At 66.6% G+C, this 12535-nt stretch carries 14 protein-coding genes; all 14 read right to left on the minus strand.

The annotated features are described in order from the left end of the window. Positions 1-6: 6 nt before the first annotated feature. A complete protein-coding gene (acpS, locus tag ASC91_RS25895) occupies positions 7-405 on the minus strand; it encodes a holo-ACP synthase (RefSeq protein ID WP_056204219.1) in 399 nt (132 codons plus the stop codon). Continuing rightward, on the minus strand, positions 402-1169 hold the full coding sequence (locus tag ASC91_RS25900) for a pyridoxine 5'-phosphate synthase (protein ID WP_056204223.1): 768 nt from the start codon (positions 1167-1169) through the stop codon (positions 402-404). Before ASC91_RS25900 ends, acpS begins: the two co-directional genes overlap by 4 nt. A 37-nt stretch (positions 1170-1206) precedes the next feature. Continuing rightward, positions 1207-1686 (minus strand): hypothetical protein, encoded by a 480-nt coding sequence (locus tag ASC91_RS25905; protein ID WP_056204228.1) that lies wholly within the window; start codon positions 1684-1686, stop codon positions 1207-1209. After that, positions 1673-3118: a hypothetical protein gene (locus ASC91_RS25910; protein WP_056204231.1), complete on the minus strand. Its 1446-nt coding sequence runs from the start codon at positions 3116-3118 to the stop codon at positions 1673-1675. Before ASC91_RS25910 ends, ASC91_RS25905 begins: the two co-directional genes overlap by 14 nt. A 121-nt stretch (positions 3119-3239) precedes the next feature. Beyond that, positions 3240-4010: a DNA repair protein RecO gene (recO, locus tag ASC91_RS25915; protein WP_056204234.1), complete on the minus strand. Its 771-nt coding sequence runs from the start codon at positions 4008-4010 to the stop codon at positions 3240-3242. Positions 4011-4112: 102 nt separating this feature from the next. Further along, positions 4113-5039, minus strand: a complete 927-nt coding sequence (gene era / locus ASC91_RS25920) for a GTPase Era (protein WP_056204237.1) — start codon at positions 5037-5039, stop codon at positions 4113-4115. After that, on the minus strand, positions 5036-5728 hold the full coding sequence (gene rnc / locus ASC91_RS25925; RefSeq protein ID WP_056204240.1) for a ribonuclease III: 693 nt from the start codon (positions 5726-5728) through the stop codon (positions 5036-5038). Before rnc ends, era begins: the two co-directional genes overlap by 4 nt. Before the next feature lie 16 nt (positions 5729-5744). Continuing rightward, entirely contained in the window at positions 5745-6128 is a 384-nt protein-coding gene (locus ASC91_RS25930) for a DUF4845 domain-containing protein (RefSeq protein ID WP_056204243.1), read from the minus strand. A 7-nt stretch (positions 6129-6135) separates the two neighbouring features. Next, positions 6136-7119 carry a signal peptidase I gene (gene lepB / locus ASC91_RS25935; RefSeq protein WP_082533020.1) on the minus strand — a complete coding sequence of 328 codons (984 nt, stop codon included), beginning with the start codon at positions 7117-7119 and terminating at the stop codon, positions 6136-6138. Positions 7120-7140: 21 nt separating this feature from the next. Further along, a complete protein-coding gene (lepA, locus tag ASC91_RS25940; protein WP_056204249.1) occupies positions 7141-8949 on the minus strand; it encodes a translation elongation factor 4 in 1809 nt (602 codons plus the stop codon). A gap of 514 nt (positions 8950-9463) precedes the next feature. Continuing rightward, positions 9464-10933: a Do family serine endopeptidase gene (locus ASC91_RS25945; protein WP_056204250.1), complete on the minus strand. Its 1470-nt coding sequence runs from the start codon at positions 10931-10933 to the stop codon at positions 9464-9466. Between the two features lie 55 nt (positions 10934-10988). Further along, the gene (locus ASC91_RS25950; RefSeq protein ID WP_056204253.1) at positions 10989-11537 is read right to left on the minus strand and encodes an RseA family anti-sigma factor; all 549 of its coding nucleotides are present in this window, start codon (positions 11535-11537) and stop codon (positions 10989-10991) included. Next, a complete protein-coding gene (locus tag ASC91_RS25955; RefSeq protein ID WP_056204256.1) occupies positions 11531-12124 on the minus strand; it encodes a sigma-70 family RNA polymerase sigma factor in 594 nt (197 codons plus the stop codon). Before ASC91_RS25955 ends, ASC91_RS25950 begins: the two co-directional genes overlap by 7 nt. Then, complete coding sequence (locus tag ASC91_RS25960) at positions 12121-12534, minus strand: hypothetical protein (RefSeq protein ID WP_056204259.1); 414 nt, start codon at positions 12532-12534, stop codon at positions 12121-12123. Before ASC91_RS25960 ends, ASC91_RS25955 begins: the two co-directional genes overlap by 4 nt. Position 12535: the final 1 nt, after the last annotated feature.

Genomic DNA, 12535 nt, shown 5'->3' on the forward strand with positions numbered 1-12535 from the left:
TCGACCCTAAGGCGCCGACTTCTCCACGACGACAAAGGCGACGGCATAGTCCTGCTCGTCGCTGACCGTCACATGGGCGCTCAAGCCCCGGGCGGCGAACCAATCGGCCAGCGCTCCATGCAATGCGATCTCGGGCTTGCCACTGCGCGCCTTGACAACTTCCATGGCCCGCCAGGTCATGGGCATTCGCATTCCCATGCCAATGGCCTTGGAGAAGGCCTCCTTGGCGGCGAAGCGCGTTGCCAGATAGGCCTCGCCGCGCGCGTCGACCTTGGCGCGGCGCTCCCTGAAGACGGTCAGTTCGTGCGGCCCCAGCACCTTCTCGGCGAAGCGCTCGCCGCGCCTGGCGAGCGTGGCGCGGATGCGCCGGATGTCGCAGACGTCGGTGCCGATGCCGTAAATCACTGGTAGGCCGTGGCAATGACCTGTTGATAGCCGCGCACCGTATCGGCGTAGCCCAGCTCCAATGCATCGGCGATCAGGGCATGGCCGATGGACACCTCCTGTACACCCGGGACATGGCGCAGGAACAGGCTGAGGTTGTCGCGATTCAGGTCGTGGCCGGCATTGATGCCCAGCCCGACCTTGAGCGCCGCCTCGGCCGTGGCCGTGAAACCGGCCAGCACGGCGTCCTGGCGTTCGGTACCGAAGGCGCTGGCAAAGGTCTCGGTATAGAGCTCGATGCGATCCGCGCCCAGCTCGGCCACGGCCGCCATCGCGGCCGGATTCGGGTCCATGAAGAGGCTGACGCGCACACCCAGGCTTTGCGCTTCATGGATCAACGGCTTCAGTCGCCCGGCGTCCTGCGGCAGCATCCAGCCATGGTCGGACGTGAACTGCTCTTCCGAGTCCGGCACGAAGGTGACCTGATGGGGCCGGTGCTTGCGCACGAAGTCCATCAGGTTCTGCGTCGGGTTGCCCTCGATGTTGAACTCGGCCTGGGGCCAGTCCTTCAGGAAGGCAGCGAGGTCGTCGACGTCGCCGGCACGGATGTGCCGCGCATCGGGGCGGGGGTGGACAGTGATGCCCTGGGCGCCTGCCAGCAGGCATTGCTCCGAAGCACGCAGCACACTGGGAATGCCCAGGTGGCGGGTGTTGCGCAGCAGCGCGACCTTGTTGACGTTAACGGACAGCGCGCAGCGGGCGCCGGCGTGGGCAAGCGGGTTCATGCCCCCATCGTAGTGGAGCGTCACAACCCCTGGCGCGTCAGGGGGAGGTGCTGAGCACCATCAGCAGTCCGTCGCGCACGTCACCACCGGCCGGCAGCCAGACGACCGAGAAACCGCGCTTCGCGTCCCCGGCGGCCGTGAAGCGCTGCTGCCAGGCCGGGTTGCCGGTCTCCACGCGGCCGGCACTGGCGGCGAGCTTCCAGGCCGGCGTGGCAGCCTGCTGGTAATGGCCCAGCACGACCTCCCAGGCGGTATCGCCGGGCAGCCGGTAGAGCTGGGTGTCCACGACCCGCGCCTGCATCGCCTTGCTGACAACCACGTTGGCACGGCGAGCGGCGGACAGCGAAGGCTCACCGAAATGATCCCAGTCCACCGCCACGGCGCCGGCCGGCGGAGTGGGCAGCGCCACGACCGGCGTTGCGGTGGCGGCGGTGCTCATCATCAGCAAGCCCAGGCCGGCGAGCAGGCAGGCGCGGCGGGCCGGGTCGGTGGGAAGTTGGGGCTCATGGCTTGGCATGTTCGCGGGTGACGATCCAGGTGCCGTTGAAGGCCGCACCGGCGCCGCTGCTGGCGGCCTGCTCCAGATCGGGACGGCCGTTGGGCAGGGTGCGCGTGGCGACGCTGGGCACCAGCGCCCAGAATAGCTTGTCGTCGGCACTGACCTGGTCGCTGATCTTGGCGTCCATGGCGGCCTTGACGCCGAACTGGGTCCATTCCTTCAGCACCGAGGCGGCGATGCCCACGGCCGGATTGGCACGGCCCGCGGTCTTGTCGACAACCGTCAGCACGCTCTTCAGCGTCGCATTGATCAGGTCGCCCTGCTCCTTCGCGTCCTGGGTGATGTCCTTGACCGCTGCGCTCACGGCGCCGGCGTAGTAGCCGGCCGTCTCCGCGTTGACGAAGCGCTGGCCGCCACCGGGAGCAGCAGTCTGGGCCTCGAAGCGCGCGGCCGGGTTCTCGTTCTTGCCGTTGCCCAGCGAGATCTGCGCCTGGATCTCGCCCAGGGTATTGAAGTCCTTGGCGTTCAGCGAAGCCTTGGCATAGGCCGCCAGCGCCGAGCCGTTGGCCGTTTCGCGGTTGGCGGCCAGTTCGCGCATGACGCCATTGGTGTCGCTCAGGATCAGCTGGCCCATGCTGCGCCGCACGTTCTCGGCGGCGTCGGGCCGGCCGCGGCCCGCCAGATCGGTCATCACCGAAGCGGCGTCGGCGAAGACGCGGGCCTTGGTGTCGGCATCACCGATGCCGCTGGCGACCTTGAGCAACTGCTCCAGCGACTTGGTGTCGGTGCGCACCGCGCCGACGCCGCCACCCATGCCACCCGCGACGAGGAGGGTCTCGTTGGTGGCCGCCTTCAGCACCGCCTGGCGCTGCTCGGGCAGCAGGCCCTGCAGGGCCTGCTGGGCGGTGGCGGAATCCATGCTGCCGATCACCTCGGCGATCGCGCGAGCCTGCGGATCGTGCAGGCGCGACTCGTTCATCGTGTCGATGGCGGTTTGGTCTGTCGAGGCGCCGGCCAGCTGTTTGACGAAGTCGAGCTTGGTCTGGTTGCTGCCGTGCTGACCGACGGCGGCGGCCAGGTCGGTGATGTTGTCGTCGGACAGCAGGCGGTCGCGCGAGGTCTGGCGGCCGGTGGTGCGGTCGAATGCCTGTGACAGCTTGGCCAGATCAGCGCCGCTGAGGTCGCGGGCCATCTCGTTGAAGAAGTCGCGTCGCTCGCCCTGGCTCAGCCCGCCATTGCCGAACCACGAGTCGTCGTTCATCTCGTCGGCGATCTGGCGCAACTCGTCCGCGCCGAGCTTCGCCATGACCGCCCGGCTGTCCGCCGCGTCGAGGTTGGACAGGATGGACTTGACGCTCTTGATGTCGCCGTTGGTGACGGGGTTGAACCAGCCCGTCTCCATGTGGTGGCGGATGTCCTTGACGGCGCTGTCGACGGTGTTGGGCGGCATGGTGGGCTCTCGGTCGGATTGCAAGGCGCCGGGCAGTCATGCAGCACCAGCTCATGCCGCGCATTCTTGGCAGTACCTGGCCGCGCCGAAAGCTGCGTCTGGCCCTAGCCGCGGCGCAACCCTAGCTGCGGCTGACCCTAGCCCCGTCCAGCAATTGCTGCACGTCGACCATCAGCGAGCGGGTACGCAGCTGCTGGTGGCCAAGGTGGTAGTGGAGCAAGCCGCGCAGCGTGGTCTTCAGGCCTTGCAGCTCCACCGCGCAGGCCTGACGCAGCGCGGCGGGGCTGCCGTGCAGCAGCGCGGCCTGGAGCTGGATGAGCAGCGTGCCGGGCAAGCTGGCGTCGCTGGTGGGCGGGATGAGGCCGGACTCGGGCGAGAGCTGGTAGCGGCGCACGGGGTCGATGGCAGTCTGCGTGGTCGTGACGACGCTGAGGTCGGGCAGCAGGCCCAGCTCGGCCAGCAGCCTGATCTCGAAGGCACGCAGCGCCGCGTCGCCCTCGGCCAGATGGGCCAGCGTGTCGGCGTACGCGTCGAAGAGCCGGGGATGCGGGTCGTGGCGGGCCAGCAGCTTCATCAGCAGCTCATTCAGGTAGTAGCCCGAGAACAGCGCCGCACCCGCCGGCAGGGTCGCACCGCCGCCCCACTCCGCGCTGCGCAGGGTCTGCACCTCACCACCCTCCGCCTTGGCGGGCTTGGAGAGACTGACAGAGATGCGCTGCAACGGCAGCAGTACGGCGCGCAGCTGCGAGTAGGGCCGTTTGGCGCCCTTGGCCGCGACGGCGAGCCGGCCGGACTCGCGCGTGAACAGGTCGAGGATGAGGCTGGACTCGCTCCAGTCGTGCTGGTGCAGCACGTAGGCCTGCTGGACCGCAGGCGGGCGCGTCAGCCGCATCGGCTCGGCCGATGAACAAGGTCACAGAGGCACAGAGGTACAGGGAAATTCAAGGTTTTCCTCTGTGTCTCCGTGCCTCTGTGGCCGTGTTGTCTTTGACGATCACTCGTAGCCGTAGCTGCGCAAATGCTCTTCGGTATCCGCCCAGCCCGAGCGCACCTTGACCCACAGCTCGAGGAAGACCCGGCCATCCATCAGATGCTCCAGTTCCTGGCGCGACTCCGAGCCGATGCGCTTCAGGCGCTCGCCGCCCTGGCCGATGATCATGCCCTTGTGGGCGTCGCGCTCGACGACGATGCTGGCGCTGATACGCCGCAGCTCGCCCTCCTCTTCCCACTTGTCGATGATGACGGTGGAGGTGTAGGGCAGTTCGTCGCCGGTCAGGCGAAACAGCTTCTCGCGGATGATTTCGCTGGCGAGGAACTTCTCGCTGCGGTCGGTCAACGCATCCTCTTCGTAGAACCAGCCCTGCTCGGGCAGATAAGGCTTGAGGATCTTGAAGAGGCGGGTGACGTCGGATTCCTTCTTGGCCGACAGCGGCACGAACTCGCTGAAGTTGCGGCGCTCCTGCATGCCCTTGAGCCAGGGGGCCAGCTCCGCGCGGCGGTGCACGGCATCCAGTTTGTTGGCGATCAGCACGACCGGCTTGTCTTCAGGCAGCAGGCCCAGTACCTTGGCGTCGTCCAGGCCAAAGCGGCCGGCCTCGACGACGAAGAGCACGAGGTCAACGTCGGCCAGCACGCCGTGTACGGTGCGGTTGAGCGTGCGGTTGAGCGCGGCGTTGTGCTTGGTCTGAAAGCCGGGCGTGTCAACGAAGACGAACTGCGCCTCCTCGACAGTGCGCACGCCGGTGATGCGGTGGCGCGTCGTCTGGGCCTTGTCGGACGTGATGCTGACCTTCTGCCCGACCAGGGCGTTCAGCAACGTGGATTTGCCGACATTGGGGCGACCGACGATGGCGATGAGGCCACAACGCTGGGGAGGACCGTCAGCGGTGGCAGCGGCAGTGGGTACAGCGTCGGTGGTCATGATTTGCCTCGTTCGGCGGTGAGTCTATCCAGCAGGCGGCTGGCAGCCTCCTGCTCGGCGGTGCGGCGGGAGCGGCCTTCGCCGAGTTCGGCCACGTCCAGGGCCGGCACCGCACATTCGACCTCAAAGGTCTGGGCATGGGCCTGGCCGCGCGTCGCGACGATACGGTAGCTGGGTACGGCGATGCGGCGGGCCTGCAGCCATTCCTGCAACGCGGTCTTGGCGTCCTTGGCGAAGTCGCCGGCGCTGGTGGCGGTCGTGATGGTCTCGCCGAGCAGGCGGCGCACGATGGCCAAAGCAGCGTCGTAGCCAGCGTCGATGTAGGCCGCGCCCAGCACGGCCTCGACAGCGTCGGCCAGGATGGACGGGCGCTGCGCGCCGCCGCCACGGGCTTCGCCGTCGGACATCTTCAGCACCGCCGGCAAGCCCATGGCCAGCGCCAACTTGTGCAGGCTTTCCTCGCGCACGAGATGGGCGCGCACGCGGGTCAGGTCGCCTTCGTCGGAGCCGGCATAGCGCTCGTACAGCAGGCTGGATACGGCCAGGCTGAGCACGGCGTCGCCGAGAAACTCCAGGCGCTCGTTGTGATCGGCGCCGTAGCTGCGATGGGTCAGGGCGCGTGCCAGTAATTCGGGTCGCTGGAAACGATGGCCCAGGCGCTGTTGCAGGGCCTCAAGCACGGCGCTCATCGAAGCGGAAGCAAGGTCAACGCGACTTGCCGTGGTACTTGATCAGCAGGTAGACCGGCCCGAAGAGGTCAATCTCCTTGTCCCAGGCGAACTCGATGACGACACGGTCATTGCCGTCCTTGGTCACGACGAGGTCGCTGCTCTTGAGGCTCTGGATCGAGTATTCGACGGCGATGGCTTTGTCGAACTCCTGGCGCACCTGAGGCACGGTGGAGGGGTTGCCGGCCGAGATACGGTCGACCACGCGCTGCACGGTGTAGTACTCCAGCACCGTCGGGAAGACCTTCATGCCGACGACGGCCGTGGCGGCGAGAACGATGCCCCAGAACAGCAGGCCGAACAGCGTGACGCCACGCTGGCGGCGAGAGGAGGTCGGCGACGAAAGGAGGCTGCTGCTCATCTGGGTGTCAATTGAAGAAGGTACCGATGCGCTTGAGGTTACCGAAATTCATCCACACCAAGAAGGCCTTGCCGACGATGTTTTCATCCGGCACGAATCCCCAGAAGCGCGAATCGCGCGAGTTGTCGCGGTTGTCGCCCAGCATGAAGTAGTGTCCGGCGGGCACCTTGCAGGTTACGCCCTCGATGGTGTAGCGGCAATTCTCCTGGAAAGGGAAGGGGCCGTCGGCACGGTCGGCACGGAAGAAGGTCTGGGCCTGCGGCTGCACGAGGATCTCGTGCTCCTTGTCGCCGAGCTTCTCCAGGAAGCGGGGTCGGTAGACGCGCGGCGAGCCACTGTCGTCATAGAAATTGCCCTGGGGCTGCACCGGCGCGGCCTGGCCGTTGATATAGAGCTTCTGGTTGACGTAGCTGATCTCGTCGCCCGGGATGCCGGCCACACGCTTGATGAAGTCGGTGCTCGGGTCTTCAGGGTAGCGGAAGACCATCACATCGCCACGCTTGACGTCGTTGTTCGGGATGATCTTCTTGTTGATCACCGGCAGGCGGATGCCGTAGTGGAACTTGTTGACCAGGATGAGGTCACCGACCAGCAGCGTCGGCACCATCGAGCCCGATGGGATCTTGAACGGCTCGAACAAGAAGCTGCGCAGCAGGAAGACGACGAGGATGACCGGGAACAGGCCGGCGGTCCAGTCCAGCCACCAGGGCTGCTGCAGGATTTGCTGGCGGGCGGGCTCCACGTCGCCATCCACCCGGGCGATGCCCTGAGCAGCCAGGTTCTCGCGGCGCTTGGCGTCGTTGGACACCAGCGCGTCGGCTGCAGCGCGGCGCGCCGGCGCGAAATGAAAGCGCTCGGCCAGCCAGTAGAACAGCGTCACCGCCGTCAGGACAAAGAGCAGCAGCGCGAAATTGCCGTTCCATCGGCCGGCGTACCAGCCGCCCAAGTAGGCCACCAGGGCCGCATACAAAACGCCGGTGAGAACGCTCATCGATTGAAGGGGCATGGGGAGTTAATCGTCGACTTGCAGGATGGCGAGGAAGGCTTCTTGCGGCACTTCCACGGAGCCGATCTGCTTCATGCGCTTCTTGCCGGCCTTTTGCTTTTCCAGCAGCTTGCGCTTGCGGGTGATGTCACCACCGTAGCATTTTGCCAGCACGTTCTTGCGCAGCGCCTTGATGTTCTCGCGGGCGATGATGTTGGCGCCGATGGCGGCCTGGATGGCCACGTCGTACATCTGGCGCGGGATCTGCTCGCGCATCTTGGCGGCCACGCCGCGGCCGCGGTACTGGCTCTGGCTGCGATGCACGATCATGGACAGCGGGTCGACCTTCTCGCCGTTGATCATGATGTCGACCTTGACGACGTCGGCCGCGCGGTATTCCTTGAACTCGTAGTCCATGGACGCGTAGCCGCGCGAGGCGCTCTTGAGCTTGTCGAAGAAGTCCAGCACGATCTCGGCCAGCGGGATCTCGTAGGTCAGCATGACCTGCTTGCCGTGATAGGCCATGTTGAGCTGCACGCCGCGCTTCTGATTGGCCAGCGTCATGACGACGCCGACGTAATCCTGCGGCATGTAGAGGTGCACCGTGACGATGGGCTCACGGATCTCCTTCATGCGGCCGATCTCGGGCATCTTGGACGGGTTCTCGACCTGGATGACCTCGCCGTCGTTCATCTCGACTTCGTAGATGACGCTGGGCGCGGTGGTGACGAGATCCTGGTCGAACTCGCGCTCCAGCCGCTCCTGCACGATCTCCATGTGCAGCAGGCCCAGGAAGCCGCAGCGAAAGCCAAAGCCCAGCGCCTGGCTGACCTCGGGCTCGTAGCGCAGCGACGAGTCGTTGAGGCTGAGTTTTTCCAGCGCATCGCGCAGCTGGTCGTACTCACTGGCCTCGGTCGGATACAGGCCCGCGAAGACCTGAGGCTGGATTTCCTTGAAGCCGGGCAAAGCCTCGGTGGCCGGGCCGGCATTGTTGGGCAGCTTCTTTTCCAGCGTGACGGTGTCGCCGACCTTGGCCGCCGCCAGCTCCTTGATGCCGCAGATGATGAAGCCCACCTCGCCGGCCTTCAAGCCATCGCGGTTCTCGCTCTTGGGCGTGAACACCCCCATGTGCTCGATCGGGTACACCGTGTTGGTGTTCATCATGCGGATGCGCTCGCCCTTCTTGAGCTCACCATCCACCACGCGCACCAGCATGACGACGCCAACGTAGTTGTCGAACCAGGCGTCGATGATCATCGCGCGCGGCGGGCCGTCCGGGTTGCCGCGCGGCGCCGGCATGCGGGCAATGACGGCCTCGATGATCTCGTCGATGCCCATGCCGGTCTTGGCCGAGCAGGGGATGGCGTCGTCGGCGTCGATGCCGATGACGTCCTCGATCTCCGCCTTGGCGTTCTCTGGGTCGGCGGATGCCAGGTCCATCTTGTTCAGCACCGGCACGACCTGGACGCCCAGGTCCAGCGCCGTGTAGCAGTTGGCCACCGTCTGCGCCTCGACACCTTGCGAGGCATCGACGACGAGCAGTGCGCCTTCGCAGGCCGACAGCGAACGGCTGACTTCATAGGAGAAGTCCACATGCCCCGGCGTGTCGATCAGATTGAGGTTGTAGATCTGGCCGTCCTTGGCCTTGTACTGGAGTGCCGCGGTTTGCGCCTTGATCGTGATGCCGCGCTCACGCTCGAGATCCATCGAGTCCAGCACCTGCGCTTCCATCTCGCGATCGCTCAAGCCGCCGCAGCGCTGAATGATGCGGTCGGCCAACGTGCTCTTGCCGTGGTCGATGTGGGCAATGATGGAGAAGTTGCGGATGTGATTCATGGAGATCGGGGGCACGCCAACGGAGCAGGACACAACGGCGAAGGCCGTTGCAGCGCAAGCTCACATCGCTTGCGATGTGAAGCCGCGAAGCGGCGTGCTACAGCTAAAAAAAAGGCACGTCGAAGAGGCGACGTGCCTTCCAACAAAAGGTATGGCAACTGCTTGTTGGGCCTTCATTGTAGCCAAAAGGCCCAGCCGGGAAGCCGCACCAGTATTGGTTTTCCGGTCGTTGCAGGCTGCCAACAAGGAATTTTAACCACAGGTTATCCACAAGTTCCTGTGGATCGCCTGTGGATCAAATCAAGGCGTTGCCGGTGGGCGTCGATTCCACCGTCAGACACCCGTTCCAGGACGCATCGAGCCGCCATTTTAGCGGCGGACGCGAACAATCCCCGCCTTTATCTAAGAGTTAGCCAGCGCCAACTTCCATATTCAGTGGACAACCCGGGTCGGGGCGCCCAGCGGGCTTACCGCATCGCGGAAAGCCCGAGCAGACAGCCCAGGTTTTGCCGCCTCACCGCACCGGTTTGAGCAGCACGAAGCTGGTGACGTCCTCCCGGCGCACGACCAGATTCATCGCCTTGTTCTTGTCCGCCTTGGCGATCTGGGCCTGGAAGGCCTTCACCGAGGACACCTCGACGTTGTCCACCGACAGGATGAGGTCGCCCTCGCGCAGCCCGGCGCGAGCGGCTGCACCCGCGGCATTGTCGACCTTGACACCGGACTTGAGCTTCATTTCCTTGCGCTGCGCATCGGTCAGTTCCGACACCTTCAGGCCAAGGGCCGCGCTGGGTGCCGTCGCCGCCGGCGCTGGCTCGTTGCCGCCTTCGCTGCCGCTACCCGGCTTCTTGCTGCGCTCGTCTTCGCCAATGGTGACGACGACATCCTTGGTCGCACCGCGGCGGAAGACGGTCAGCGTCGTCTTGGCGCCGGGCTTCACATTGGCCACGAGGCGGCGCAAGTCGGCCGCCTTGTCGACGGTCTTGCCGTCGACCTTGGTGACGACGTCGCCGCCTTCCACTCCCGCCTTCTCGGCCGGGCTGCCGGCGATGACGGAGCGGATCACGGCGCCCTGCGGCTTGCCCAGACCGATGGCCTCGGCGATTTCCTTGGTGATGTCGTCCGGCAGCACGCCCAGGTAGCCGCGCACGACACGCCCGCCAGCGCGCAGCTCATCGGCCACGCGGATCGCGTCGGCGATGGGGATCGCAAACGAGATGCCCATGTAGCCGCCGTTCTGGCTGTAGATCTGCGAATTGATGCCGATGACCTCGCCGCGCATGTTGACGAGCGGGCCGCCGGAGTTGCCAGGATTGATGGCCACGTCGGTCTGGATCAGCGGCAGCAGATCGCCTGTGTCGCGCTGCTTGGCGCTGATGATGCCGGCCGTCACCGTGTTCTCCAGGCCGAAAGGCGAGCCGATGGCCATGACCCATTCGCCGACGCGTGACTTGTTGCTGTCGCCGACCTTCACTACCGGCAGGCCGGTCGCCTCCACCTTCACGACCGCCACGTCGGAGCGCTGGTCGGCACCGATGAGCTTGGCCTTGAGTTCGCGCTTGTCCGTCAGCGTGACGATGACTTCGTCAGCGCCCTGCACGACATGGGCATTGGTCAGCACGTAGCCATCGGCGCTGAGGACGAAGCCGGAGCCGACACCACGGCGCATGGGGCCGTCGTCGTCGGGCGTGCCGCCACCGCGCGGCGCGCCGCGGCGCTGGTTGGGCACAGGGATGCCGAAGCGGCGGAAGAACTCCTGCATCTGCTCGTTCATCTCCGCCTGGCCTTCGGCCATCTTGACCTTCTCGGCGGTACGGATGTTGACGACCGCTGGGCCGACGCGCTCCACGATCTCGGCGAAGTCCGGCAGCTCGCGCGACTGCGCCACGGCGGGTGCCTGCCCCAGCGTCAGCGCAAGCGCCAGCGCCGTGCCGGAAAACAGAAAGCGCGCGCGCGCGGGGTGAAGGCGGGTCTCAGCGTGCATAAGGGAGTTCCAGGGATTCAGCAGGACAAGGCAGATGGGGCATCGAAGCGTCACTTCAAGGACGGGACTGCGAGGCGGCGGATTCCGGCAGGGCCAAGCCCCAATCAATGATCTCTGCCGGCGCCTCTCCTGGCAATCCGGCCTCCCGCGCCGCGCCAACGGCAGGCAGGGTACGGCCTGCAGCGGTCTGCGCAAAGCTAAGGCCGCCAAGTCCCTGCGCGCGCGGTGTTGTGTTCGGTGCAGCGGCGACCTGGGCGTCCGGCGCAGGCGCAGGCCGCAGCAGGCCAACGCCCAGGGCCAGGGCCACGAAGCTGGCGGCCACCGCGACGGGCGCCAGCCAGTCGCGTCGGCGCGGGTGGTCGACCACCTCGGCCGGTAATTGCGCATGCAGGGCTGCGAGCAGCGCTTGAGGTTGCCGGTGCAGTTCCGGCAGTTCGGTGGCGCGAAGGCCATCACCGGCCGCATGCCAGAGCGCCCAGCGCTCGCGCAGGCCCGGGTCGCTCGCCCAGGCCGCGTTCACGCGCGCCCAATCGACCGGCGTGGCGCGGCCGTCCATGACGGCGGACAGCGCTTCGTTCAGTGAGTTGTCGGCAGCGCTCACCATCGCCGCCCTCCGCCGCCGCCCAGCAGCGGCCGCAGCCGCGCCGCGACGGCCTCGCGGGCGCGGAAGATGCGCGAGCGCACGGTGCCCGGCGGGCAGTTCATCAGGTCGCCGATCTCGTCGTAGCTCAAGCCATCCACCTCTCGCAGCAACAGCGCCCGGCGCTGATCCTCGGCCAGGGCTGCGACCGCGTCGTCCAGTTCCCGTGCCAGCTGGCGACCGGCGAGCAGGGCCTCGGGGGTCGCATCGTCGCTTGGAGTCGCGTCGGTGCCGAAAGTTCCCTCGCCGTCGTCCAGGGATTCGACGGGCCGCTGGCGGGCGCGTTGGGCGTTGTGGCGTTTGGCCGCGTTGATCGCGATGCGGTAGACCCAGGTGTAGAACGCGCTCTCACCGCGAAAGGCCGGCAATGCGCGATACACGGCCAGGAAAGTCTCCTGGCAGAGATCGGCCACGTCTTCGGGCGAGCGCACGCTGCGCGAAAGCAGCCGCTCGACGCGACGCTGGTACTTCAACACCAGCATGTCGAAGGCCGCGCGGCTGCCGCCCTGGGCTTCCCGCACCAGCAGGGCATCGGCATCGGCGTCACTCATTGCGGCGCCCGCGGTGCGGAGAACAGCGTCGCGCGCAGTGCCGTCCATTGCGTGGGCTGCTGGGTACGCGACAAAGGCAGCCAGCGTGGGCCGGGGCTGGCGCGCAGCAACAGCCAGGCATCCAGATCGATCAGCACGGCCAGTTGCACTCGGGGCCCGTCATCGCGACCAGGCTCGTCCAGCCACCAGGCTTCGCCGTCCCAGCGCAGCCGTCGCGGCAGCACGGCGGCCATGCGCCAGGCCCACCAGGCGACCAGAGGCACGGCCAGCAGAATGGGCCAGGCCAGAGCCCGGTAACTGAGTGCCCAGGCAGCCAGGCCACCCGAGGCCAAGGCCGCGATGCACGACACGAAGGCCTGCACCGCCGGCTGGGGCTGCAGATGCACGACGACCGGCGGCGTGCGGCGCATC

Origin of the sequence: Pelomonas sp. Root1237 (assembly GCF_001425055.1) — a bacterium.
Classification (GTDB): Bacteria; Pseudomonadota; Gammaproteobacteria; order Burkholderiales; family Burkholderiaceae_C; genus Pelomonas.